We start from the raw sequence: 24,032 nt of genomic DNA, 5'->3' as shown, positions 1-24,032 counted from the left end.
AGGAGAGCTGTGCAGTCCACGGTGACGAGCCAACCGATCAACCCCGATGCCCCCATCGCGGCACCGCCCGAGGAGACCGTGCTCGCGAGCGCTGCCGAGGTCGGCGCGTTCGTCGCCGGTCTGCCCCGGCCCGGTGGATTCGTGAAGATCGTGGTCGAGGACGTCGACCAGATCCGGGCGCTCACCATCGCGGACCCGTCGATCACGGTCTCGAGGCTGTCCCTGAAGGTGCGCCGCTGGGAGTGGCCGCACCGACGCTGGAACGGCCGGCTCGGCTGGCTGCCCGGCGTCCTGCGCCAGATGGTGCGCTATCCGGCGAGATCGGTAGGCGCCTCCTGGTGCGACATCGAGCTGAGGGACGAGACGTCGCTCGCCCTGGTCGCCCGCGCCGTCTATCCGCTGTTCGCCGTGGACCGCGGCCACCATGGCTTCGGCCACGTCCAGCTCGGCACCGACGCCGTCGATGCGGCCGCGCTGGCGCTGCTGCCGACGCGTACGGCACCGGGGATCCCCGAGCTGCCCGTCGACCAGCTCCAGGGGGTCGGACTGAGCTCGGCCGACCTGGGTCTGGTCTCCTCGCCCGAGCGGTTCGACGAGCTCGTTGAGATCGCCGAGGACGCTCGCGAGACGGTGTTCCGTACGCCGGTGCTCGTGGATGCGTACGGACATCTCTCGATCAGCGAACGCAGCCCGCGGCCCGTCGTCGACCTGCACGTGCACAACCCGATCGGGCGGCTCCAGGGGTTCGACGAGCCGGAGGGATGGCTCGCGCTGACGATCGAGGGGGACCAGCTCCGTCTGCACCCGACAGCGGGGTCGGCCGAGGAGCTCGACGAGATGGTGCACCCGCTGGCGGCGCCGTTCACCCGTCAGGAGATCGCGCGGCTTCGACACGTGGAGTCGATCGACCTGTCCGGGCTGACCGCGCTGACTGCCGTGACTGCTGTGGACGACGAGCGGACGGCTCATCGCCGCCTGGCGGAGATCGCGGCCAGCGGTGCCATCCTGCACTCGATGCCCTCCGGGCTCGAGCTCGCGGACGAGATGCTGGGCGACACCCTCGCAGACCTGATGCGGCAGCCGTACCGACCGGCACTCGGGCTGGTGCGCGAGCTGCGTTCGGTGGGTCAGCGTCGTGAGGCGATGGAGCGCTTCGGCGGGTTCTTCGAGCTCGCCGGGTACGCCGAGGATCGAGGTCGCCGGCTGCTGCCGAAGGTGAGCGCCGTGCTCTCCACGATGCGGCCGGACCGGGTCAGCGCGGTGGTCGAGGCGCTCGCGGCACAGCGGTATCCGCACCTCGAGATCATCGTGGCGGTGCACGGAGCCGAGGCACCGCTCCCGGGCGAGCTCGAGGACGCGATCAAGGCGGCCGATGCGACCGTTCTGCTCCACGACCGCGCCACCCCGTTCGGTGCGGTGCTCGCTGATGCGGCCCGGCACGCCTCGGGCGACCTGATCGTGAAGATCGACGACGACGACGTCTACGGTCCGCAGGTCATCGGCGATCTGGTCCTCGCCTATCTCTACTCCAGCGCCGACATGGTCGGGAAGACGACCGAGTATCTCTACCTGGAGGCCCTCGGCCACACGGTGCATCGGACGTTCACCACGGAGGCGTACCACTACCAGCTCGCCGGCGGCGCGATGATGCTCTCCACCGCCATGCTCAACGAGGTCGGCGGCTGGCGCCCGACGCCGAACTCGACCGACCGCTCGGTGCTCATCCGGGTCGGGAACGCCGGCGGCATCGGCTATCGCACGACCAGCCTCGGCTACGTCTACATCCGGCACGCCGACGGCCACACCTGGAAGCGGGACGAGTCGAGCCTCGTCGCCGGGGCCTTCGAGCAGTGGCCCCGGTTCATGTCGGAGATCGTCGACGGCTGAGCCCGAGCCTGCCGCCGCACCAGCGCATCACCAGAGTCTTGCCAGATCCAGAAGGAACCCCATGCCCAAGCAGTTCACGGTCAATCCCGAGCTCACCCAGGTCGTCTACAAGAACCAGTGGCGCGACGTCTTCGACGGCACCGTCCCCGAAGGCTGGGAACCGACGCTGAAGGTCTCGGTCGTGACCCCCGCCTTCAACAGCAAGACCCTCGATCTGACCCTGGCGTCGCTGGCCGCACAGGACTATCCCGAGGACCTGCTCGAGGTCATCGTGATCGACGACGGCAGCGAGCCTGCCGTGGAGATCGGGAAGTACGCCCCGAAGAACACCCGCCTGATCAGGGTCGACGAGGCGGCCGGGGAGGGGTGGGGGCGCTCCAACGGCCTGCACATCGGTATCGAGGCATCCGACGGTGACATCATCTACTGGGTCGACTCGGACATGATCCTCTTCTCCGACAACGTGCGCGAGCACGCCAAGTGGGCGCACTTCATCCCGGAGGCGGCCACCATCGGCCACAAGGGCTTCGTCGAGGAGTGGGACTTCACCCCGGAGCAGGTGTTCGAGGAGGTACGCAGCGACGAGATCCGCAAGCACCACGACCTCGCCACGTTGCACCGCCACTGGTCCCTGGACGTCTTCGCGGAGACCGACGACCTGAACTCGTCCGGCGGCCGCAACTACTCCACCCACATGGGCGCGTGCGCGACCGTGACCCGGTCGGTCTACGCCAGGACATACGGACAGCGGCCCGAGCTCAAGCTCGGAGACGACACCGAGATCGCCTACCAGATCTGGCAGCGGGGCGCCGTCTTCATCCCGGCAAGCTCGGCGCAGACCTACCATCTCGGCCGCGCGACGGTGCAGGACAAGGGGCGCGAGGTCGCGCACTTCAACGACGTCCACTTCGCCCAGAAGATGCCCATCCCGCGCTACCGGCGCTCGGCGAACAACCGGCAGTGGGAGGTGCCCTACGTCACCGCCGTGGTGAAGGTGGACGTCGGGACCGCGGAGCTCGCCCGACGCTGCGTAGACATGCTGCTCAACCAGACCGAGACCGATCTCGAGGTGGTGCTCGTCGGTCCCTGGTCCGCGCTGGAGACGGGCCGCCGTCGTGTGCTCGCCGATCCCGCCGTCGAGCTGCACCTGCTGCAGGAGTGGTATCGCTGCGAGGGGCGGGTTCGGATGGTGGAGGACGACCCCGACGACGTCTTCCCCTCGCCCTACCGGCTCGACGTCCCGGCCACCGTGGGCATCGGCTCGAGGGGCGTGGAGAAGATCATGCGCTCCGTCTACGGCGAGGACCTCGGCCGGGTCAGCTACTTCGCACCGGCCGACTCCCACACCGACGAAGCCGTCCGGGTCACGTCCTCGGCCGCGCTCGCGCGCGCCCACCGATACGTGGGCTCGACGGTGACCGAGACCGAGGCGCTGGAGGCGGCCTGGGGTGTCGAGTGGCGCTCCAACGCCGGGCTCGGGTTCGTGGATCTCCGCACGGCCGAGCCGGTCGAGAAGATCCGCCGTGAGGACGGCCCGATCACCGAGGAGCGTCTGCAGAAGGCACGCCGGCGCGCCGCCAACCAGGCCAAGCGGGCCGAGGAGGCCGAGGCGCGGGTGGCCGAGCTGGAGAACATCCGGCTGCGTACGGTCGTACGCCGTGAGCTCGGCCGGGCCGCGCGCAGGACGCGTGGGGCCTGAGATGTCCTGGTTGCGGCGCCACGCGCCCGAACCCAGCCCTGGCGAACCCAGCCCGGGGAGGGCCATGCCGGTCTCCTCGCTCACCATCGCGATCCCGACCTTCAACCGGTCAGAGCTGCTCCAGCGGTGCGTCGAGTCGGTGCTGCTCGACGTCGCCGACCGTCCCGATCTCGAGGGTCGTGTCCGGGTGGTCGTGGCCGACGACCTGTCGACCTCGCCGGCCGCCGTGGACACGCTCGACGCGCTGCGGAAGCGGTTCTCGTCGGATCGGCTCGAAGTCGTACGTCTGCCGCGGCACACCGGCGGAGCGAGCACGCCTCGCAACACCGCGCTCGACCACGTCGAGACGAGCCACGTCTTCTTCGTCGACTCCGACGACTACGTCGGTCGTGGATCGGTCGAGCGGCTGCTGGGCATCCTGGACGAACGACCCGAGCTCGACTACGTCGCCGTCAACAACGTCTCGGAGGCGGGACGGGCCAGGGAGCTCACGATCGCCACCGACTTCGAGGAGGTGGATCTCCTGAGGGCGGCGACCTCGCTGTCGTGCAAACGCATCTTCCGAACGAGCACGGTGAACGAGCTGGGGCTGCGTTTCGACGAGTCGATGACGGTCTTCGAGGACTTCCAGTTCACCTTCTCGTTCCTGGCCCACGCCAAGCAGCTGGCCTACGTCGGCGGCCACGACTACTACCACTTCAGCGGCCACGGGGACATCGACGCCGCGAAGGAGGACGGCCATCTGTCACGGCGCGACCACACGCACGGCTACTTCGCGCACCACCGGGTCGCCGACGGGATCCGCTTCCTCGAGCACAGCCTGCTCGAGCTCTCCGCGGCAGAGGTCGATGAGGACGTACGCATCCGGGTGGTCACGGAGGTGTTGCTGCACCGCTTCCTCAAGGTGATGAACATGCAGCGCACGCTCGGTTTCGTGAACAACCGGTCACGCCAGCGGGGGCTCTTCCGTGCGCTGCGGACGCTGCTGATGTCTCCGCTGTTCGGCAAGGAGTGCGCGGCGGCTGCCGAGGAGACGGCCTACGGCACGCACGTACAGACAATCTTGGACGATGATCTGGAGGGCTTCCTCGATGCCTGATTCTTCCCGCTCGACGCTGCGCCGCAACCCGGTCGTCCGGGCGGCGGCCCGTCGCCTGCCCGGCCCGCTCAAGCAGCAGGTCAAGGACGCGCTGGCCCGCCGCGTACGGCGCGGTCGCAAGCCGGTCATCGGGCTCGCCGGCTTCTTCGGCGCCGGCAACTACGGCGACGAGCTCTTCTTGTCGGTCTATGAGCAGTACTTCGGCGACGAGTTCGAGCTGCGGGTGCTCGCCGACAACATGACCAAGCCTTACTACGACCGGCCGCTGGCCGAGATCGTGGACGAGGTCGACGCCATCCTCATCGGCGGCGGCGACATCCTGCAGCCGTGGCAGGCGGACCCTCGTTACTTCAACCACAAGATGCTGGCCAAGCCTGTCTTCGTGGTCGGGATCGGTGTGCCGATCTACCGCAACACCCAGATCAAGCCCGGCATCATCGAGAAGCACAAGAGGTTCCTCGAGCACCCGAACGTGAGGTTCATCGGCGTACGCGACCAGCCGACCGCCGACTGGATCCTGGCGAACATCTCGGCCGACCTCGACATCTTGGTCGCCCCCGACATGGTCTGCTCGCTGGAGCTGCCACCCGCGGAGAAGCCGGAGGGAGCGCCGATCCTCGGCGTGGTCACCCGGTTCCGCCCCAACCTGGACGAGCCCGACGACTACTCCCGCGTCGAGGAGATGGCCGGCAAGGCGATGGCGGACGGCTGGCGCGTACGCCATCTCATCCTCGGCACCATGGACGTGGGACGCCGGGACATGGCGAACGCCGACGACCTCGACATCCCGGGCAAGGAGGTCGTCTACACGGAGTCGCTCGACGAGCTCACCCGCTCCATCGGTGAGTGCACCGCGTTCGCGAGCATGAAGTTCCACGGGTCGGTGGTGGCCACGATGTACGGGGTGCCGTCGATCGTGATGATCCCGACCAACAAGAACCGCAACTTCATGAAGCGGATCGGCCTGGGTGCCAACGTCTCCGACTTCGCCGCCGCCGACCTGGCCGAGCGGTTCGCCGACCGGGTGGTCCCGGCCACCGACGACGTCGCCGGCCTGCGTACGGCTGCGGACGCTCACCTGCGGGAGCTGCGGGCCGAGGTGAAGCAGGCGCTGGGGCTCTGACCGCCCCGCGTCTCGACCTCGAGGTCCCCAGATCGACAACCCCGGCGGGTTATCCTCGACCCGCTGGGGTTCCCCTGAGCAGCGACGATTAGATTTGCTGACTCACCTCAGCCACGCTGATGTGTTGCGAATCGTGTATGACCACGTGATCCTGAGCCGGGGGAGAAGCCGATGTACCTCAAGCGTCTGACGCTGAAGGGTTTCAAGTCGTTCGCCTCCGCGACGACTCTCGAGCTCGAACCGGGCATCACCTGCATCGTCGGGCCCAACGGCTCGGGCAAGTCCAACGTCGTCGACGCGCTCGCCTGGGTCATGGGTGAGCAGGGCGCCAAGAGCCTGCGCGGCGGCAAGATGGAGGACGTCATCTTCGCCGGCACGGCCGGCCGCGCTCCGCTGGGCCGCGCCGAGGTCTCGCTGACGATCGACAACACCGACGGCGCGCTGCCGATCGAGTATGCCGAGGTCACCATCTCCCGCACGATGTTCCGCAACGGCGGCTCGGAGTACGCGATCAACGGCAGCCCTTGCCGGCTGCTCGACGTCCAGGACCTGCTGTCGGACTCCGGCATCGGCCGCGAGATGCACGTCATCGTCGGCCAGGGCCAGCTCGACACGATCCTGCGCGCGACCCCCGAGGACCGCCGCGGCTTCATCGAGGAGGCCGCCGGCGTCCTCAAGCACCGCAAGCGCAAGGAGAAGGCGCTGCGCAAGCTCGACTCCACGCAGGTCAACCTGGACCGGCTCCAGGACCTGCTCGTCGAGATCCGCCGGCAGCTCAAGCCGCTCGGCCGCCAGGCTGAGGTCGCCCGGCAGGCGCAGACGGTGCAGATGGACGTACGCGACGCCAAAGCCCGCATCTACGCCGACGACCTGGTCACCGCGAAGACCGAGCTCGACAAGGAGCTCGCCGACGAGGGTGCGCTGCTGGCCCGTCGTGCCGAGGTCGAGGAGACCATCGCGGAGGGACGCGAGCAGGAGGCCGTTCTCGAGGCGGCGCTGCGCGAGGACCTGCCGGCGCTGGCCGCCGCGCAGGAGACCTGGTTCGCGCTGAACTCGCTGCGCGAGCGGCTGCGAGGCACCCAGTCGCTGGCTTCTGAGCGGGTCCGCAACGCGGCCGGCTCCGAGGACCTGGAAGTGCGTCAGGGGCGCGACCCCGAGGAGCTCGAGGCCCAGGCCGAGGTTGCCCGCGAGCAGGAGGAGACCGCGGACGCCGAGGTCGAGGAGCTTCGCTACTCCCTCGAGGAGGCGGTCGAGGCCCGCAAGGCCGCCGAGGATGCCGCGGCCGAGGAGGAGCGCCGGGTCAAGGGGCTCGAGCGTGCCGCGGCCGACCGTCGTGAGGGGCTTGCCCGGCTGGCCGGTCAGGTCAATGCCCTGCGATCGCGTGCGGCGGGTGCTGACGAAGAGGTCGGGCGGCTGTCCGCTGCTCGTGAGGAGGCGCTGGCGCGCGCCGAGCGGGCCCAGCGCGACTTCACCGCCCTGGAGACGAAGGTCGCCGGGCTGGACGCGGGGGAGGAGGGCCTCGACGCCGAGCACGAGGCCGCTGCTGCCGCGCTCGAGGACATCGAGGAGCGACTCAGCAAGCTGCAGGCCGAGGCCTCACAGGCCGACCGGGACCGCTCGACGCTGGCGGCCCGCAAGGAAGCTCTGGAGATGGGGCTGAACCGCAAGGACGGTGCCGGCGCGCTGCTCGGCTCCGACCTCCCCGGTGTGCTGGGTTCGGTCGCCTCGCTGCTCGCGGTGCGCTCCGGCTACGAGGCCGCCGTCGCAGCGGCGCTCGGGACCGCGTCGGACGCGGTCGTCGTCGAGTCCGGCGAGCGTGCCGTCGGGGCGATCGAGCATCTCAAGACCGAGGATCTCGGCCGGGCCGGGCTGCTCCTGGGCGGATCGCCCGAGGAGACCGGCGGCTGGCCGTCGCTTCCTGCCGGTGCCGAGTACGCGTTGGACGTGGTCGAGTGCCAGCCGGTGCTGCGGCCTGCGGTGGCGCGGCTGCTCGACAAGGTTGCGGTCGTCGAGGACCTCGCCATGGCTCAGACGCTCGTGGCCGCCGAGCCCGGGATCACCGCGGTCACCCGCGAGGGCGACCTGATCGGCGCCCACTTCGCGGCCGGTGGCTCCTCCAGCGTGCCCAGCCTGCTCGAGGTGCAGGCCGCCGTCGACGAGGCCACCGCCCAGTTGGCCGAGGCCCATGCGGTCTCCGAGCGGGCCACCTTCGAGACCTCCCGTCTGGAGTCCGAGCGGCTGGCTGCCCAGAAGCGGGTCGACGTCGCGCTGGCCAAGCTGCACGAGTCCGACGCGACCCTGGCCGCGGTGGCCGAGGAGCTCGGCCAGTTCGGTGCCCAGGCCCGCGCGGCGCGCGGCGAGGCCGAGCGGCTGCTGGCCGCCGTCGAGCAGGCGCAGGAGGCGCGCGAGAACGCCGTCGCCGGGCTCGCCGAGCTCGAGGAGCGGCTCGCGATGGCCGAGGAGGAGCCCGAGGACGAGCCCGACGTGAGCGCCCGCGACGGGCTGGCCCAGGCCGCTCGCGACGCGCGACAGCGCGAGATGGATGCGCGGTTGGCGCTGCGTACCTCCGAGGAGCGCGCCCGCGCGCTGGCCGGCCGTGCCGAGGGGCTGCTCCGTGCCGCCCGGCAGGAGCGTGAGCAGCGTGCCAAGGCGGCCGCCCGCCGTGAGCAGATGCGTCGCGAGGGCGAGGCCGCGCGAGCGGTCGGGACCGCGGTGGCGTACGCGCTGGAACGTCTGGAGGTCTCGGTGCAGCAGGCTGCCCGGGTCCGCAGCGAGATCGAGGAGTCCCGGGCCGGGCGCGAGCAGGCGCTGCGTGAGTGCCGCTCGCTGCTGCGCAACCTCGGCAAGGAGCTCGAGGAGCTGGTCAACTCCGTCCACCGCGACGAGATGGCCCGCGCCCAGCAGCGGATGCGCATCGAGCAGCTCGAGGAGCGGATCCTCGACGAGCTCGGCCTCGACCCCGAGGCGATCGTCAAGGACTACGGCCCCGACCAGTTGGTCCCGCAGCACCCCGACGAGGACGGCAACGAGGTTGCGCCGATTCCCTATGTGCGCGCCGAGCAGGCCAAGCGGCTCAAGATCGCCGAGAAGAACCTGCGCGCCCTGGGCAAGGTGAACCCGCTGGCGCTGGAGGAGTTCGCCGCGATGGAGGAGCGCCACAAGTTCCTCACCGAGCAGCTCGAGGACCTCAAGCAGACCCGCAAGGACCTCCTCGACATCGTCAAGGAGGTCGACAACCGCGTCGAGCAGGTCTTCACCGAGGCCTGGGAGGACGTACGCGTCGCCTTCGACCACGTCTTCTCGCGGCTCTTCCCCGGCGGTGAGGGCCGTCTCGTCCTCACCGACCCGGACAACATGCTCACGACCGGCATCGAGGTCGAGGCCAGGCCCCCGGGCAAGAAGGTCAAGCGGCTCTCGCTGCTCTCCGGTGGCGAGCGGTCGCTGGTCGCCGTCGCGTTCCTGGTGTCTTTGTTCAAGGCGAGGCCGTCACCGTTCTACATCCTCGACGAGGTCGAGGCCGCCCTCGACGACACCAACCTCGGCCGGCTCCTGGAGATCTACGAGGAGCTGCGCGAGTCCTCCCAGCTGCTCGTCATCACCCACCAGAAGCGCACCATGGAGGTCGGCGACGCCCTCTACGGCGTCACCATGCGCGGCGACGGTGTCACCACCGTCATCTCGCAGCGCCTCCGCGACGTCCAGCCTGCCTGATACCTCATACGGGTCATGCCAGGCTCGCTCGGCGGCGAGATGAAGCCGCGAGGCTGACTGACCACGGAGGTCTCACCGCCGCGCCTGGACGAAACTGTCGGCGCGCACGCCTACTGTTCGTCAGGTGATGACACAGTGAGCAAGGACGCAGCAATGCGCGCGATGCGGGAGGCCCGCTATCGCGAAAGGTCAGAATCGTCGACCGCCGGCTCGACACCGACCAGACCGGCGGTCCGCCCCGCGAAGGACCAGGCCGCCAAGACGGCTGTTCCGCCTTCGCCCGCCGAGGCGCTGTGCGGCCATCGTTCGATGAACGGCCGCACCTGCACCCGCGAGGAGGGCCACGAGGCGAAGAGCCACCGCTACTCCTAGGGGTCCGCCGCGTCACCTCTGCCTGGGTTTCTCCACGGTGCCGGTGTGCGGTGCATGAGCCGAGAGGTCAGGCGTCGACCTCGGTCAGGGTGGTGGAGGGAAGCCAGTCGGCGCCGAGGAGCTGGGCGAGGGCAGTGAGGCCGGTGACGTCGCCTCCCACCGTGGCAGAGGCCGCAGCGATCCGCTCGACCATCACCCTGCCGACCTGCTCCTCGACGGTTCCCTCGGCGTACGCGATGTGCCACGGCGAGAGCTGGTGGTCGCGGTGGGTGCGGCCGGTCACCTGCCGTCCTGCGATACCCGAGAAGCGGGCCTGGTGGAAGACGCCGACGCGCGGCTCGCTGCTGGCCCGGCGACCGTCGGCGAGGGTCTCGCCGGCGTGCAGGCTGATCGAGGCGACCGTGGTGAAGACGCAGACCTTCGCCTGTCCGGTCTGGAACCGGAGCCGCTCGGCCTCTGCGTCGAACCGGTCGCGGCCGTAGATCGTGGCGACCTCGAGGCCGGAGTCACGCAGCCGGTCGGCGATCGGGTCGGCGGCGGTCGCGACGAACTCGACCGAGCACGCCACCTGTCGCTCGGCCTCGACCTGCTGGGCGATCCAGGCGACCGTGGAGTCGACCCGGATCAGCCCGGCCTTCTGCCGGAAGCGCAGCAGCGCTGCCCGCCCTTTCGCGACATTGCGGCCACGCCGGGCGATGTCCATCTCGCGGCAGAACTCTCCCCATTCGGCCTCGTACGCGGTCCGTTCCGACGGCGTGAGTGCCACCGGCATGCCGGAGATCGGCACCGGCCCCCACGGTGCCGCGCGGTGCAGCATCGCGGGCGGCCGCTCGTCCTCGAGCCAGCCGCGTACGAGCTTGAGGTCCGCGGCGCGCCGCGCCGGGTCGGCGGTCCACGTTGCGCCGTAGCGTCCCCGCTCGACCCCGACGCCGTTGCGCTCGAGTGCGGTGGCGAACGTAGCGCCGGGCTGGGTCGCCGAGGTCCACTCCTGCATCGGCTCGCCGAGGACCTGCGCATAGGCCGGGGCGAGATAGGGCAGGTCGAGCGGCGTGTGTCCGGGTGTCGCGGTCGTCGCGATGACGAAGGGTGCCTTGTCGTGCGGCCACCCGTGGCCCGCGATCCGCGCCCAGAGCTTCCACCGTTTGGTCGTCGTACGTCGCAGCGCGTGGGCCTCGTCCGCGATGATCACGTCCCACGCGTGGTCCTTGACCTTTTCCAGGCGGTCCCAGGTGATCACGACCCATTCGAGACCGCCGTCGCCCAGCGCCGTGATCGTGCGGCACCAGTGGCCGATCGTGATCGCGGCGGGACGGTCAGCGACGACCAGCACCCGTCGCGCACCGCGAAGGTCGCCCACCGCTGTCGCCCCGAGGACCGCGGAGATCGTCTTGCCCACGCCGGGCTCATCGGCCAGCAGGAACTGTCGTCCGCCCGCCGCAGCGCGCGCCGCGATGGCGTCAGCAGCCTCGTACTGGATCTGCCGCGGCTCGAGTGCGTCGGTCGGCTCGGGGCTCTGCGTCGGAAGGTCGGGATTGAGGGTGTTCTCGATGAACCGACCGAGCGTGTAGGGACCCGGAGCGTAGGGCGCGAGGTGCGCCGGCAGAGCGCGGCCGACGTACAGGTGGGTCTTGACTCCCGGGTGCCACGTGGCGCCCTCGACCTGGGTGCCGTAAGGGACGTCGAGCACCCACAGCCGCTCTCCCGGGCCGACGGCCGGCAACGGCCGCTTCGGTTCTCGCGTCCCACTCCGGCGCGGACGCCCGCCGCGGCGACGAGCACTGGATCGGCGAGAACTGGCCACCCTCAGACGCTATCCTCCACGCGAGTCGAATCGTCGCTCATCTTCGGCGGCGGGGATCGTTCGTACGCGCGGTGGCTGGTGCGCTGCGGGGATCCTCCGGCCAGGCGTGCTTGGGATAGCGCCCGCGCAGGTCAGCACGAACGCCGGGGTAGCCGTTGTCCCAGAAGGACTCCAGGTCTGCGGTGACGGCTGCTGGGCGTCGCGCGGGGGAGAGCAGGTGCAGCAGGAGCGGGACCCGGCCGTCCGCGAGGACCGGCGCTGCGGTCCAGCCGAAGACCTCTTGGATTCGCACAGCGAGCACCGGTTGTTCGGCGGAGTAGTCGATCCGCACGCTCGACCCGCTGGGAACCTGCACTCGCTCGGGAGCCAGATCGTCGAGCCTGCCTGCCTGCGGCCACGGCACCATCGCCCGCAGCGCGGCAGCCACGTCGACGCGACGAAGATCCTGGGCCGAGCGAACCCGCGCCAGCTGGGGCCCGAGCCACGACTGGAGGTTCTGCGTCAGTGCCACGTCGCTCACATCGGGCCACGGGTCGCCGAGCGCACGGTGCAGGAAGTCGAGGCGGGCGCGCAGCGCCGTGGCCGCCTCCGACCAGGTGAAGAGAGCGATTCCCTCCCTCGCCACGGCCTCCCGGATGGCGTCGCTCACGGCCTGTGCCGGCGGATCATCGAGTGGGGCGGAGCTGAGTTCGATGGCGCCCAGCAACGTACGGCGGCGGGCCAGCACCCGCCCTCCGGACCAGGTGACCTCGTCCACCTCGGTCCACAGGGACCCGGCCGCCTCCAGCGCGAGGTCCTCGGTCAGTGGTGCTGCCGTTCGGATCCGGGCTTCACGTTGCCCCGCCCGCCGCTCAGCGTCGCCGACCGCGAGCCACTCCAGACCGGCCAAGGGCCCCGGGGCACGCTGATCGAGCGCCGCTCCCGTCCCGGACGCCATCAGGTAGCTCGAGGAACCGGAGCGCTTGCGGGCGATCCGGTCCGGATGTGCCAGGGCCACCACCAGGCCCACGGCGACGTCATCGGTGATTGCCCGGGCGTGGTCCGACACGCCGCTGCGGCCGTCGGCGGTGTCGTCCTTCTCCACGATCTTCGCCAGCCGGGTGACCTGGCTGCGCCACGCGCCGGCCCGCTGGTCAGCGCGCAGCGACCGGAGCGCAGCAACCAGGTCTCCGCCGGGAGCGCGGGTGTCCTCGCTCAGCATCGCGACCACCTCCGACGCCCGCCGGGTTCCGACGAGACCGGCCCCGTCGATGAGGGCACGCGCCAGCCTGGGGTCGGTCGGTACGCCGGCGATCAGCCGTCCTCGCGGGGTGGCTGTCCCGTCCTCGGTCATCGCTCCCAGGTCCACGAGCACCTCCTTCGCTGCCGACAGAGCATGCGCCGGTGGCTGGTCGAGCAGCGCCAGGTCGTCCAGGTCGTGACTGCCCCAGCACGCCACCTCCAGGGCGAAGGCCGTCAGGTCGGCGGTGGCGATCTCGGGCTCCGGGTGAGCGGCCAGGTGCGCGTGCTCCGCCTCGGACCAGCAACGCAGCACGGCGCCCGGCCCCAGCCGTCCGGCCCGTCCCGCCCGCTGCTCGGCCGCTGCCCGGCTCACCGCGACGGTGACCAGGGAAGCCAGTCCGCGACGGTGGTCGGTGCGCGGCTCACGCGAGAACCCGGCATCCACCACGACACGTACCCCAGGCACCGTCAGCGACGACTCGGCGACAGCGGTCGACACGATCACTCGTCGACGCGGGCCTTCGCTGAGCGCACGATCCTGCTCGGCGCCGGCCAGACGTCCGTGCAGGGCGTGGACGTTCGCGTCCACTCCGGCAAGGCGACGTACGGTCGCCTCGACCTCCGCGACGCCCGGCACGAAGACCAGGACGTCACCCTCGTGCTCGACGAGCGCACGACGTACGGTCGCTGCGACATGGTCGTGGAAGGCCGGGGTGATGCCCCGGTCGTCCGTGCGGCGTACCCCCGCAGGCGGCGGGCACCAGACCGCTTGGACCGGGTGCAGAGCACCCGGGACGCGGATCACCGGAACGGTGTCGACCCCACCGAGCAGGGCCGCGGTCCGTTCGGCCTCGATGGTGGCCGACATCGCCACCAGGGACAGGTCCTCACGCAGGTGGGCCCGGATGTCGATGAGCAGCGCCAGGGTCAGGTCGGCGTCGAGGTGGCGCTCGTGCACTTCGTCGAGCACGACGGCCCCGACGCCGACCAGCTCGGGATCGTGCTGGATCCGCCGGAGCAGCAGGCCGGTCGTGACGATCTCGACACGGGTACGCCGACTGGTGCGCCGGTCTCCGCGTACGGAGTATCCGACCGTCTCGCCAACCGGTTCGCCCAGCAGGTGCGCCAGCCGACGGGCAGCAGCACGGGCTGCGATGCGGCTGGGCTGCGTGACGACGACCCGTCCGGCGACAACCTCGGCGACCGCGGGCGGGACCAAGGTCGTCTTGCCGGTGCCCGGCGGTGCGTGGACCACCGCGACTCCGCGGGCACGAAGCGCCTGGTCGAGAGCGGCCAAGCCGGCGGTGACCGGGAGATCGGGCGGCGCGGCGAGCAGATTGCGCAGAGTGTCGGACACTCCTGCAGTGTGCCTGACGTCCCTCGGCCGGTGTCGCGTCGGCGCCGGGGGCTGTCACCACGACGGCAGACCTCTCTCAGACGAAGGACGGAAGTCCACGCCCTGCGGGCTACGACTGCTCGAACATCAGACCAAGCTTGTCCCATGTCTTTTCGATCCGGCCGGCGACTGCCGCCGATTCCCGGGTTGTGTACTCGGAGATGATCGCCTGCACGACCGCGACCATCGCGGTCAGGGATGGTGTTCGATCGACGTTCGTGATCGGAGCGGCGACCACGTGGTCTGCGAACGCACTCAACGGGGATGATCGTAGGTCGGTGATGACTGCCACGGTGGCCCCGTTCTCATGTCCCAGAATCGTTAGGTCGCGCAGCGACCGGGTGAGCCTCCATACGTTCAGGACGATGAGACAGTCGTCCTGCGAGAGGTGCGCGACCTGCGCGGCCTGCGCCGTCTCCGCTCCTGTCGCCAAGTGGATGTCGGCACCTTGGGCCCCAACGAGGTAGGCGAGGATCTGAGCGGGCCCCCCGCCGCTGCCGCTCGCGATCACGACGGTCCTGCGGGAATTACGAATCGCCTTCGCGATCGCGCGGATCTCTTGGGTGTTCTCGTCGGTGATCACCGCAGACACGTTGGCGGCTTGCTGTTCGAGGGTGGCGGTCGCGAGATCGGATGAACCTGATCGGTTTCGCGGTTCGCTGGCGGCGACCGATTGCAGGTACGTCGCCCTGAGCTGCTCCCGGAGATCGGGCCAGCCCTCGAAACCGAGCTGCTGCGCCGTCCGGACCACGGTCGAGACATTCACATCTGCCAGCTCGGCGATCTCTCGAGCAGATGCGTACGAGGCGAGCTCTGGCGCGCGGGCAAGGGTCTGCACGACACGTTGCGCACGGCGTGCCAGGGTGATGCCTTCACCTCGAGTGTCGAGCCACGAGTCGACCGACACAGGTTCTTCCCCCTACTTCATCTCGAACATGCGGTGCACGACGCGCAGTTCACGGTTGGTGGCGCGTACCTCTCCGTTGGTCATGGCGGCGATCCTCTCGGCGAAGGCTTCCCGTTCCGGTGCTTTCTCCCATCGTGCGTAGTCGCCCTCGTTGTGCCACCACGCGACAACGGTGACCTCGCCCGGGCGGCGGTCGTCGACCAGGAGGCAGCCGGATGCCGCGCCAGAAACCTCGAGAATTCGCTGGTCGCGATAGTAGTCCACCACTGCGTCGATGCAGCCCTCCGGGACGGTCATCGCGAGCAGGCTCATTGCGGCGTTCGTCATGCAGCAAGTATTGCACAATCCGAAGTGATGCAACTAACATCGCTGCATTGCGCCAGTCCGCGCAACATTTTGTGCAAGGAGACCCGAGCATGACTGAGCCCACGACCACCCCCGCTCGATCAGATGGCACCGAGCTGCTGACGCGGCTCGACAGACTCAAACCCGGCCGCCCCCACCGCAAGCTGATGTTCATGGGCGGACTCGGCTACACGTTCGACTCGTTCGACGGGGCCCTGATGGGATACGCCCTCGCGACCCTGATCGTCATCTGGCAGATCCCCGCAGGCACTGGCGGTTGGCTGCTGTCATGCATCTTCATCGGCTACCTGGTCGGCGCGCTGCTGTCCGGGATCCTTGCCGACCGGATCGGACGCAAGAAGCTCCTGGTCACGGCACTGCTCATCTTCTGCGCGTGCAGCGTGATGATGGGCACCGCGCAAACCGTCACCGAGCTGTTCATCTGGCGCACGCTCGCGGGCATCGGGATCGGCGCCGAGACCACGCTGATCGCCCCGTACATCTCCGAGTTCCTACCGGCTAAGTACCGCGGACGATTCGTCGCCCGCACCGTCGGCTTCCTCTCTTTCGGGTATGTGCTCGCCGGTGTCGTTGCTCCGCTGCTCATCTCGCCGAACCCCGAGGCCGGCTGGCGCATCGCCGCGTTCATCTGCGCGCTTCCCGTCTTGCTCCTGCTGTGGTGGCGGCGCAGCATGCCTGAGTCTCCTCGGTTCCTGCTCGCGAAGGGGCGCACGGCCGAGGCGGAGGCGATCGTCACTGAGATCGAGCGAGACAGCGAGATCGATCCCGACGCCTCACCGGCGACCGGCACCGAACGGGCAGCCGGCACACCGACGACGTCTGTCGGCGTGGGCGCACAGCTCGGGGCGCTGTTCGCCGGGCCGATGCTTCGTACCACCCTCATCCTCTGGACGCTGTGGTTCATCCTGACCGGCGTGAACTACGGGTTCTCCGCATGGATGCCGGCCCTGCTCGTCGCGGCGAAGGGTTTCACGATCACGAAATCGCTCTGGTTCGCCGCGGCTACCGCAATCTCCCAGGTGCCCGGCTACTACATCGCGGCCTGGCTCATCGACAAGATGGAACGCAAATGGCTCATCGCGGTGTACGCGACCGGAGCCACCTGCTCCGCGCTCACCGTGGCCCTGACTGATAGCCAGGTGGTGCTCCTCGTCGGAGTGTGCTTCCTCGCCGCATTCGTCAACGGCTCCGCAGCGGTGTATTACACCTACACTGCCGAGCTCTACCCGACAGCCATCCGCGCCACCGGCATGGGAGCCGCCTCCGCGATCGGCCGGCTCGGAGCGATCTCTGCGCCCGTCGCGATCGGCTACCTGTACGAGGGCCTGGGGTTCACGAACGTACTCCTCATCCTGGTCGCGTGTCTGGCGTGCGCGGTCTTCATCGTCGTCGTGTTCGGTGAGAAGACCGCCGGCCGCGTCCTCCAAGAGGACATCAAAGGACGCCCCCTCACGCACTGATCATCGCCCGATTCCGGCAGACCTCTGCAAGGAGAAATACGTGTCGACAATCCTCTTCGAAAACGCCACCGTCCTCGATCCGGCCACCGGTGACATGACTCCCGACAGCGCAGTCATCGTGGTGGACCGCCTCATCCGCGAGGTAGGAACCACCCGCGAGGTCACCGCGCCGAACGCGGACCGCGTGATCGACGTACGTGGCCGCACGCTCATGCCAGGGCTCATCGACGCCCACGTACACGTGTACTTCCAATCGCTGGACCTGCCGAAGTTGCAGTCCTGGCCGCCGTCCTACCTCGTACCTAAAGCCGCACGCGCACTCGAGGACATGCTGCAGCGAGGGTTCACCACCGTCCGCGACACCGCAGGCGCCGACTTCGCATTGGCGCAAGCGATCGACGACGGGCTCATCGCCGGCCCCCGACTCATCTACGGCGGCCCGGCGCTGTCGCAGACAGGTGGTCACGGGGACGGCAGAAGGCCGGGCGACGACACCGAACAGTCGTGCTGCCGATGCCCCCACATGAGCCGCATCGCCGACGGCCCCGACGAAGTCCGAAAGGTCTCCCGTGACATCCTGCGCACCGGCGCCGCTCACCTGAAGCTGATGCTGTCCGGCGGGGTCTCCACTCCCACCGACAGCATCTCCTCCATCCAGTACACCGACGAAGAGATCGCCGTGGCCGTGCGAGAAGCCTCCGTCCAGGGCAAGTACGTCACCGGACACGCATACCTGGCCGAGGCCATCGAGAACGCCCTGGCGCTCGGGCTTCGCTGCATCGAGCACGGCAATCTCCTCAAACCCAGCACCGTTGCCAGCTTCGTCGAACACGACGCCTTCCTCGTCCCGACCCTCGTCACCTACAAAGCCATGGACGAGATGGGCCCAGCCATCGGCATGTCGAAGTCCAGCCATCAGAAGAACAGCGAGGTTCTCGCCACGGGTCTCGAGGCCCTCGAGATGGCAGACCGCGGCGGGGTCAAACTCGTGTACGGATCCGACCTCATCGGAGAGCTTCAGACCAGACAGCTCGAGGAATTCACGATCAGGTCCGAGGTCCAGTCATCAATCGACGTCATCCGATCCGCGACCACGACTGCAGCTGAGCTGACGAACCTCACCGGCAAAGTCGGAGTCATCGCCCCGGACGCACACGCCGACCTCCTCGTCGTAGACGGAGACCCCATCACCGACATCTCCGTCCTCACCCGGCCAGACAAGTACCTCGACATCGTGATGAGAGCCGGGCAGATCTACCGCGACGCAGGGAAGTAGCCCCAAACGGATCCGCACTCGTACAGCGAGCAAGTTCGAGCCGATCAGGATCACCTCAGATCCTGAGCACCAGGACGTCGAGGAGCGGCCTCTGCGAGGGGTGGTCTCGACAGGCTCGACCACCGGAGGGGGTGGGTTCGATGAACCATCGATGAACCCGTGATGAAGGCATTCGGGGAAGGCGCCAGAGTGGTCAAAGTGGGGGATCTTGCCTGCCTAGAATCCTCCGGTCACCGGCCAGCCGGGGCATCCGGCGAGACATCGTCTCGGCGTTCGGGGGATCGTCACGGTGAAGAAAAATCAAGGACCCCCCACATGTCTTCGACCTTGCTGTCGTTCCCGTACTACCGGAGCAATCCCTACCTCACGATGCTCACCGTGGCGCCGCGGGCGGCGGGGTGGGATGTGGTCGAGGGGGTGCAGGGGTTGCGGCGGCTCGAGGCCCGGGCTGAGCAACTCGGGAGGGGCGACGTGCTGCATGTGCACTGGACCTCGCCGGTGACCAGCGGTTGCGCGAGCTCGGAGGAGGCCTGGGCGAACGCGGCCCGGTTCGAGGATGTGCTGACCGGCGTACGGGACCGCGGTGCTGACGTGCTGTGGACGGTGCACAACTCGATCGCCCACGAGGCCGACTACGTCGACGTCGAGCTCACGGTCGCCAAGGCGCTGGCGAGCAACGCGACCCGGATCATCCAGCTGAACCCGGCCACGGTCGAGGAGACCGCCGCCTACTACGCGCTCCCGCCAGACAAGGTCGTCGACCTGCCGCACTCGTCCTATCTCGGCGTCTACCCCGACGGTGGCGACGACGCTGCCTCGCGTGAGCGGATCGGGGTCCCGCAGGGGGTGCCGACGGTCGGGTTCATCGGCCAGATCCGGGCGTACAAGGGGCTCGACGTCCTCTGCCGGGCGGTCGAGATCGCCGCGGAGACGGTGCCCGACCTGACCTTCGTGGTAGCCGGCAAGGTGGTGCCGGCAGAGGACGCGGAGACGGTCGAGGAGATGCTCTCGGCGGCCAACATCGTCAAGCGGATCGGGTTCGTCGAGACCGCGGACTTCTCCGACTGGATGCGAGCCAGCGACGTCGTCGCACTGCCGTACCGGCGCATCCTCAACTCCGGCTCGCTGCTGGCCGCCGGCACCTTCGGGCGCACCGCCCTGATCCCCGCGGACACCCCGGTCGCGCGGCAGTTCGCCGACCAGCCGTGGGTGGTGACGTACGCCCCCGAGCCCGACGAGCCGGAGGCGCTCGCCGCCGCGATCCTGGAGGCCCTCGACGGGCAGGAGGAGCGGCACCGCGCAGCGTATGAGTTCACCCGCACGTACACGCCCTACGACATGTCGCGCGACTACCTGCGGCTGCTCGACGGACTGAGCGACCTGGAGGGCGAGACCCGATGACCACGCCTGAGCTCTCCGTCGTCGTCCCGGCCCACGACGTCGGCCTGTGGGTCGACGAGCTGCTCTCCTCGGTCCTCGAGGACCAGTCGACCGAGCAGGAGCCGATCGACCTGGAGGTGATCCTCGTCGACGACGCCTCCACCGACGACACGCTCGAGATCGCCGAGGCGTACGCCGCCCGCGACCCCCGTCTCACGGTCGTCCGCTCGCCCGGCAAGGGCGGGGGACAGGCCCGCAACCACGGCGTCTCGCTGGCACGAGGCCGCTTCCTCGCGTTCGCCGACGGCGACGACCTGGTGCCCCGCGGGGCGTACGCAGCGATGCTCCGCAAGACGCGGGAGACCGGCTCCGACATGGTGGTCGGCCGGTTCTTCAAGCTCTTCAGCGACCGGGTCTGGTGGCCGGTGCGAGCATGGCCGGCCTTCGACGAGGAACGCACCCTGGTCAGGCTCGCCGATCACCCCTCGGCGCTGCGCAACCGGGCTTGCTGGAACCGCATCTTCCGGCGCGACTTCTGGGACTCGGCCCAGATCTCCTTCCCCGATGCGAGCCGGTCCAACGACATCGAGCCGATGGTGCACGCGCTGACCACGGCCCGCTTCGACATCGTGACCGAGACGGTCTACGTCTACCGCGACCGGCCCGGCCCGGGGTCGATGACCGCGAAGTCCCACTCGCCGGCGGGGATCATCAGCTATCTTGAGCAGGAGCTGCGCTGCGCCCGCCGGATCCTGGAGCTCGGCGACCCGAAGGTGCGCGCGGAGTACGCCTCGCTGATCTTCGACGCCGATGGCTGGATGGCGATCGTCCGGGCGCTTCGGGGTATGGCCGTGGTCGACCCGCTGGTGCTCGAGCCTGCGCGGGCGCTGGTCGCCGAGCTGATCAGGCTCCTCGACGACGCCAGCACCGCCGGCGCCGGGATCGACGAGCTGATCGACAGCCTGGAGCGCGACAAGAGGTGGGGCTGGCGCCTGGTCACCTCGGGACAGTGGTCGACCGCCGCCCGGCTGATCGGCCAGGACGTCCGCTGGGGTGACCGGACGGTCGCCGACATCCTGGAGACGCTGCAGCTCGTCGCCGACAGCGGCGTGGTGCCGCTGCGTACGCTCCAGCGGCCGCTGGTCAACGCCGTCGCGACGATCTCGCTGAACGACGAGACGCTGATCGGGGATGACCTCGCCGACCTCGTGCTCAAGCATCGTGACCTCTTCACCGCGGTCGCCGAGGCGGCAGCGCCCGACGAAACACCGGACTGGCGGCTGGGCCGGATCATGGCCGCCCTCGATGACGGCCCCGAGCTGCTGCGTCGGGTCGTCTCGGGGGCGACCGACCCGGTGACCGCCACCTCGCTCACCCTCGTCGAGGGCCGGGTCCACCTGCGGCTGGCGCACACCATGGTCGACCCGGAGCAGCTCCACATCGTGTTCCTGCACGACCGTCGGCGCCGGGACCTGGACTTCACCGCCGCCGAGCTCACCTCCGGGAGCATCGAGGTGGCGCTGCCGACCTCCGCGCTCGCAGGCGGCCGCTGGCGGGTGCGGTTCGAGGGCCGCGACCGTCTCGGCGAGCTCGACGGACCGATCATCATCCGCGACGACGTCATCGGCGTGCGGTCCGGCGATCGAGCCCGGATCGTCCAGGACGAAGGCCGTCACCGGCACGGGATCGAGATCGAGCCGAGCCTCGGTGAGCGGGGCGTACGCAAGGCGCGCCGAGTGGCGGGGCGGGTCGTCCGCCGGGTCCGCCGGTGACCTCTCTCGCCGTCGCTCCGGTCACAGCCCAACCACGTGGCCAGAGCGGACCGGGGCGGGACAGGCGCTCGGAGATCCATGCGCTGCGTACGGCCGCGGTGCTCGGGGTGGTGCTCTTCCACCTCTGGCCGGGGGCGGTCCGGGGCGGCTATGCGGGGGTCGACGTCTTCTTCGTCATCTCCGGCTTCCTGATCACCTCTCACCTGGTGCGAGAGGCCGCCAAGCCCGGCGGGGTGCGGCTGGGCGCGTTCTGGGCTCGCCGGATCAGGCGTCTGCTCCCGATGGCGCTGCTGGTGCTCGTGTGCAGTGCGGCGGCGACGTACGTCCTGGTGCCGGAGGCGCTGTGGCAGCAGTTCCTGCGGGAGACGGTCGCAGCGGCGTTCTACGTCGAGAACTGGCAGCTGTCCTGGGCCGCGGTCGACTATCTCGCCGCAGACGACCCGCCCTCGCCCGTGCAGCACTACTGGTCGCTCTCCGTGGAGGAGCAGTTCTACATCCTCTGGCCGCTGCTGATCCTCGCCGCAGCGTTCCTCACCCGACGCCGGCCCGAGCTGCGGCTCCCGGCGATCCGGGCGGTCATCGTGGCCGTCCTGGTGACCAGCTTCGCAGCGTCGGTCGTCATCACGGCGAAGGACGGCGCCGCCGCCTACTTCGTGACCCACACCCGGGCGTGGGAGTTCGCCGTCGGCGGTCTCCTGGCCCTGCTGCCGGCCGCCTCGAGCCGGGCGCCTTCGCGGTGGGCGGCACCGGTCGCGGTCCTCGGCTGGGTCGCGCTGCTCGGCGCGCTGCTCCTCTTCCGGGAGTCGCTGCCGTTCCCGGGCTGGGTGGCGCTGCTGCCGGTCGTCGGGACCGCGCTGGTCATCTGGGCAGGCGCCCCCGGAGGGGTGGGCGCCCTCCTTGTCGGCAACCCGATCGTGCAATGGATCGGGACGGTCTCCTACTCGCTCTACCTGTGGCACTGGCCGCTCGTCGTCGTGGTCCCCGACACCGGGCCGGTGCTCGGCACCTGGCTGCGTGAACCGCTGATCCTGCTGACCACGGTCGGGCTCGCGGCGCTCTCCCACCGGTTCGTCGAGGCGCCGTTCCGCACCGGTCCGACGCTGAGCACGTCGGCGCGCGCCTACGTCTTCGCCGTCGTCGGGATGGCGCTGGTCGCCGTCGTCGCCGTGCCCGGCATCGTGCACGGCCGCAGCGTGGCCGAGCAGAGCCGGGAGCAGGCGAACGCGCTGGCGTCGGGAGACGTCGAGTGCTTCGGTGCTGCGGGTTTCCTGGCGTCTTGCGACAACCCGGAGCTCGACGGGGTGCTGCTGCCCGCTCCGATCGCCCGCAAGGACGACACCGGCAACGCCTACGACTGCTATCTCACCGAGCGCCGGACCTACGCCACCGACGCGCGCCCGAGGATGTGCCACCTCGGCTCGACCGAGCCGGACGCGCTCCGGGTCGCGCTGGTCGGCGACTCCCACGCGGCCTCGCTGATCCCTGGGCTGTCCCGGCTCGCGAAGGGCTCGGGCTGGTCGATCGACGTCATGGTCGCCAACGGCGGCGGCCTGGTCGCGCCCGAGGCCGGCGACGCGCGCCGCGCCTACCGGAAGGCGCTGCTCGCCCGGCTGACCGGCAACACGGCGTACGACGTCGTGCTGGTCACCCAGCGACGCAGCCCGTCCCTGGCGGCCGGCGAGCGCGACCCGGTGGTCGAGAGGCTCGTCGAGGCGTGGCGGCCGGTGATGAAGCGAGGGACGAAGGTCGTCGCGCTGGCCGACAACCCGATGCTCACCTCGGCGGCGATGACGTGTCTCGACGGCGCCGAGACGCTCGCGGAGGCGTCGGCGTGCGAGATGACTCGCGAGGACGCGTACGCCACCTCCGACCCGCTCCCCGAAGCCGTCCGTCTCGCCGGACCGAGGGCCTCCCTCGTCGACCTCTCGAGCGCCTACTGCGCCGAGGATCGGTGCCCGATGGTGGTCGGCCACGTGCTGGCCTACCGCGACCAGACCCACATCACCGCGACCTTCTCCAAGACGCTGGCGCCCTATCTGGTCCGGGCCGTGGAGAACGCCCTCGCCTGAGGCTGCCTATCATTGGGCCGCGATGAGCACTCCTGACCGCAAGGCCCCGACCCGCGCCGACTACGTGCACTGGCGCACGATCACCACCCGCTGGCGTGACGACGACGCGTACGGTCACCTCAACAACGCGACCTACTACGAGTACTTCGACACCGCCGTCAACGCCTACCTCTTCGAGACGACCGGCGTGAACGTGCGGAAGCTGCCGAAGATCGGGATCGTCGCGGAGACCTCGTGCCGCTACCTGCGCGAGATCGGGTTCCCCGAGCCGGTCGAGGCCGGGCTGGTCGTCGACAAGGTCGGGAGCTCGTCGGTCATCTACCGGATCGGGCTCTTCCAGGGGCCGGGCGAGGAGGCCGCGGCCGAGGGGCGGTTCGTCCACGTCTACGTCGACAACACCGACCCGTCGCGTCCGGTGACGCCGATGCCGGACGAGATCCGGGAAGCAGTCATGCCGCTGTGGCGGCAGAGCTGAGCGAACCTTCGGCTAAAC

The 24,032-nt window shown here is 69.6% G+C and carries 16 protein-coding genes; 12 read left to right on the top strand and 4 right to left on the bottom strand.

Annotated elements, in window-relative coordinates; translation table 11 throughout:
* Window positions 1-21: 21 nt before the first annotated feature.
* The 6 genes from IEY84_RS13865 to IEY84_RS13840 all read left to right on the top strand — a co-directional run bounded on the left by IEY84_RS13865 (window position 22) and on the right by IEY84_RS13840 (window position 9,891).
* Window positions 22-1,887 (top strand): glycosyltransferase family 2 protein, encoded by a 1,866-nt coding sequence (locus IEY84_RS13865; RefSeq protein ID WP_183546506.1) that lies wholly within the window; start codon window positions 22-24, stop codon window positions 1,885-1,887.
* A 61-nt stretch (window positions 1,888-1,948) separates the two neighbouring features.
* On the top strand, window positions 1,949-3,586 hold the full coding sequence (locus tag IEY84_RS13860) for a glycosyltransferase family 2 protein (RefSeq protein WP_183546504.1): 1,638 nt from the start codon (window positions 1,949-1,951) through the stop codon (window positions 3,584-3,586).
* A 64-nt stretch (window positions 3,587-3,650) separates the two neighbouring features.
* Window positions 3,651-4,685 (top strand): glycosyltransferase family 2 protein, encoded by a 1,035-nt coding sequence (locus IEY84_RS13855; RefSeq protein WP_183546502.1) that lies wholly within the window; start codon window positions 3,651-3,653, stop codon window positions 4,683-4,685.
* Entirely contained in the window at window positions 4,678-5,808 is a 1,131-nt protein-coding gene (locus tag IEY84_RS13850; protein WP_183546500.1) for a polysaccharide pyruvyl transferase family protein, read from the top strand. The genes IEY84_RS13855 and IEY84_RS13850 overlap by 8 nt, the downstream gene beginning before the upstream one ends.
* A gap of 171 nt (window positions 5,809-5,979) precedes the next feature.
* A complete protein-coding gene (smc, locus tag IEY84_RS13845; protein WP_183546498.1) occupies window positions 5,980-9,519 on the top strand; it encodes a chromosome segregation protein SMC in 3,540 nt (1,179 codons plus the stop codon).
* 135 nt (window positions 9,520-9,654) lie between these two features.
* Window positions 9,655-9,891: a hypothetical protein gene (locus IEY84_RS13840; protein ID WP_183546496.1), complete on the top strand. Its 237-nt coding sequence runs from the start codon at window positions 9,655-9,657 to the stop codon at window positions 9,889-9,891.
* A 67-nt stretch (window positions 9,892-9,958) separates the two neighbouring features.
* On the opposite strand, the gene IEY84_RS13835 is transcribed toward IEY84_RS13840, so the two are convergent.
* The 4 genes from IEY84_RS13835 to IEY84_RS13820 form a co-directional block, all read right to left on the bottom strand.
* Window positions 9,959-11,578: a DEAD/DEAH box helicase gene (locus tag IEY84_RS13835; protein ID WP_229788666.1), complete on the bottom strand. Its 1,620-nt coding sequence runs from the start codon at window positions 11,576-11,578 to the stop codon at window positions 9,959-9,961.
* A gap of 151 nt (window positions 11,579-11,729) precedes the next feature.
* Window positions 11,730-14,270, bottom strand: a complete 2,541-nt coding sequence (hrpB, locus tag IEY84_RS13830) for an ATP-dependent helicase HrpB (RefSeq protein WP_229788665.1) — start codon at window positions 14,268-14,270, stop codon at window positions 11,730-11,732.
* A gap of 109 nt (window positions 14,271-14,379) precedes the next feature.
* Window positions 14,380-15,216: a MurR/RpiR family transcriptional regulator gene (locus tag IEY84_RS13825; RefSeq protein ID WP_183546491.1), complete on the bottom strand. Its 837-nt coding sequence runs from the start codon at window positions 15,214-15,216 to the stop codon at window positions 14,380-14,382.
* Window positions 15,217-15,228: 12 nt separating this feature from the next.
* On the bottom strand, window positions 15,229-15,543 hold the full coding sequence (locus IEY84_RS13820) for an antibiotic biosynthesis monooxygenase (protein ID WP_183546490.1): 315 nt from the start codon (window positions 15,541-15,543) through the stop codon (window positions 15,229-15,231).
* Between the two features lie 89 nt (window positions 15,544-15,632).
* Here IEY84_RS13820 and IEY84_RS13815 point away from each other — a divergent pair, with 89 nt between their 5' ends.
* The 6 genes from IEY84_RS13815 (at window position 15,633) to IEY84_RS13790 (ending at window position 24,014) form a co-directional block, all read left to right on the top strand.
* Window positions 15,633-17,042: an MFS transporter gene (locus tag IEY84_RS13815; RefSeq protein ID WP_183546488.1), complete on the top strand. Its 1,410-nt coding sequence runs from the start codon at window positions 15,633-15,635 to the stop codon at window positions 17,040-17,042.
* Between the two features lie 40 nt (window positions 17,043-17,082).
* Complete coding sequence (locus IEY84_RS13810; protein WP_221208918.1) at window positions 17,083-18,318, top strand: metal-dependent hydrolase family protein; 1,236 nt, start codon at window positions 17,083-17,085, stop codon at window positions 18,316-18,318.
* Between the two features lie 315 nt (window positions 18,319-18,633).
* Window positions 18,634-19,719, top strand: coding sequence for a glycosyltransferase (locus tag IEY84_RS13805; protein WP_183546487.1), 1,086 nt, complete (start codon window positions 18,634-18,636; stop codon window positions 19,717-19,719).
* Window positions 19,716-21,470: a glycosyltransferase family 2 protein gene (locus IEY84_RS13800; protein ID WP_183546486.1), complete on the top strand. Its 1,755-nt coding sequence runs from the start codon at window positions 19,716-19,718 to the stop codon at window positions 21,468-21,470. Before IEY84_RS13805 ends, IEY84_RS13800 begins: the two co-directional genes overlap by 4 nt.
* Window positions 21,467-23,539 carry an acyltransferase family protein gene (locus IEY84_RS13795; protein WP_183546484.1) on the top strand — a complete coding sequence of 691 codons (2,073 nt, stop codon included), beginning with the start codon at window positions 21,467-21,469 and terminating at the stop codon, window positions 23,537-23,539. The genes IEY84_RS13800 and IEY84_RS13795 overlap by 4 nt, the downstream gene beginning before the upstream one ends.
* 22 nt (window positions 23,540-23,561) lie before the next feature.
* The gene (locus tag IEY84_RS13790) at window positions 23,562-24,014 is read left to right on the top strand and encodes an acyl-CoA thioesterase (RefSeq protein WP_183546482.1); all 453 of its coding nucleotides are present in this window, start codon (window positions 23,562-23,564) and stop codon (window positions 24,012-24,014) included.
* Window positions 24,015-24,032 lie beyond the last annotated feature (18 nt).

Source organism: Nocardioides albus (genome assembly GCF_014648255.1).
In the GTDB taxonomy this organism is placed as follows: domain Bacteria; phylum Actinomycetota; class Actinomycetes; order Propionibacteriales; family Nocardioidaceae; genus Nocardioides; species Nocardioides albus.
The sequence above is the reverse complement of the archived record's forward strand: the minus strand, read 5'-3'. Positions and strand labels throughout refer to the sequence as shown.

What these genes read in the sequence shown, in the direction of transcription:
- IEY84_RS13805 (WP_183546487.1), top strand. Translation starts at nt 18,634, where the DNA reads ATGTCTTCGACCTTGCTGTCGTTCCCGTACTACCGGAGCAATCCCTAC.
- IEY84_RS13860 (WP_183546504.1), top strand. Translation starts at nt 1,949, where the DNA reads ATGCCCAAGCAGTTCACGGTCAATCCCGAGCTCACCCAGGTCGTCTAC.
- IEY84_RS13790 (WP_183546482.1), top strand. Translation starts at nt 23,562, where the DNA reads ATGAGCACTCCTGACCGCAAGGCCCCGACCCGCGCCGACTACGTGCAC.
- smc (WP_183546498.1), top strand. Translation starts at nt 5,980, where the DNA reads ATGTACCTCAAGCGTCTGACGCTGAAGGGTTTCAAGTCGTTCGCCTCC.
- IEY84_RS13820 (WP_183546490.1), bottom strand. Translation starts at nt 15,543, where the DNA reads ATGACGAACGCCGCAATGAGCCTGCTCGCGATGACCGTCCCGGAGGGC.
- IEY84_RS13800 (WP_183546486.1), top strand. Translation starts at nt 19,716, where the DNA reads ATGACCACGCCTGAGCTCTCCGTCGTCGTCCCGGCCCACGACGTCGGC.
- IEY84_RS13850 (WP_183546500.1), top strand. Translation starts at nt 4,678, where the DNA reads ATGCCTGATTCTTCCCGCTCGACGCTGCGCCGCAACCCGGTCGTCCGG.
- IEY84_RS13855 (WP_183546502.1), top strand. Translation starts at nt 3,651, where the DNA reads ATGCCGGTCTCCTCGCTCACCATCGCGATCCCGACCTTCAACCGGTCA.
- IEY84_RS13815 (WP_183546488.1), top strand. Translation starts at nt 15,633, where the DNA reads ATGACTGAGCCCACGACCACCCCCGCTCGATCAGATGGCACCGAGCTG.